Genomic DNA, 885 nt, shown 5'->3' on the forward strand with positions numbered 1-885 from the left:
GAGAGCAGCGTCGCCGCAGTCGCGCCCATGGGAAATCATACCTACTCGATTTGGATGGCTTAGTTTATGTTGATCACGTTAAGCCATGGATTTTGACAATGTATTATACCGGCTTTAGGCCCGGCGACATAACTGGCCTTCGCTGGGAGCACGTCAATCTCACCTTTGGCACGATCCGCAAGGTGATAGAAAAAACGGCGCATCATCACCGTGAGCCAATGACTTTCCCTTTATCCTCAGCGGCCCTTAATATACTAACCATCTGGCACCAGCAACTGGGCGAACCGAAGACAGGCTTGGTGTTTGCTTCTCAGCGCAATGGGCAGCGAATGGATAGAACAGCCATGCAAAAGCCGTGGGCAAGAATACGATCACTTGCCGACCTGTCAAATGACCTAGTTCTATATACACTTCGCCACAACTTCGCGTCCCAACTGGTTATGGCTGGCGCTGACTTACTGACTGTTTCGAAGTTAATGGCACACAGCGATATCCAGACAACTATCAAGTATTACGCCCATTTACGGCCAGATCATGCACGAGACATTGTTGAACTTTTCGCACAGCAAATAAACATGCAGGATAATCTACTTATAGCAAACCGACATAACGCAGCAAATAAGATTGCTTAGTAGCTTCCTTTAAACCACTACACCTACCCTTCCAAGCATGGTCATTTTGATTTTCGACTCAAGGAGTTGATCATGAAAATAAGTATCGACATTGACGATGAGCTATACGAACAAGCTTTAAATGCAGCTGAGCCTGGGCTGGATAATACATCAGATATTTTTCATGAAGCTTTAAAAGCCTATGTGCGTATCCAAAATGCTACTCGCCTAGCAAAATTAGGCGGCAAAGCTACAGCAATCCCAGATATATCAA

General features: G+C 45.8%; 2 protein-coding genes. Both read left to right on the plus strand.

The window, feature by feature from the left end; translation table 11 throughout:
* A partial coding sequence (locus tag ACT3R4_RS18425; protein ID WP_496201299.1) for a tyrosine-type recombinase/integrase occupies nt 1-632 on the plus strand: 632 nt, incomplete at its 5' end.
* Nucleotides 633-704: 72 nt separating this feature from the next.
* Nucleotides 705-885, plus strand: a 181-nt coding sequence (locus tag ACT3R4_RS18430; protein WP_496201298.1) for a type II toxin-antitoxin system VapB family antitoxin, incomplete at its 3' end; no start/stop codon positions are given.

The organism is Halomonas sp. AOP7-E1-9 (genome assembly GCF_052376035.1).
Lineage (GTDB): Bacteria > Pseudomonadota > Gammaproteobacteria > Pseudomonadales > Halomonadaceae > Vreelandella > Vreelandella citrativorans.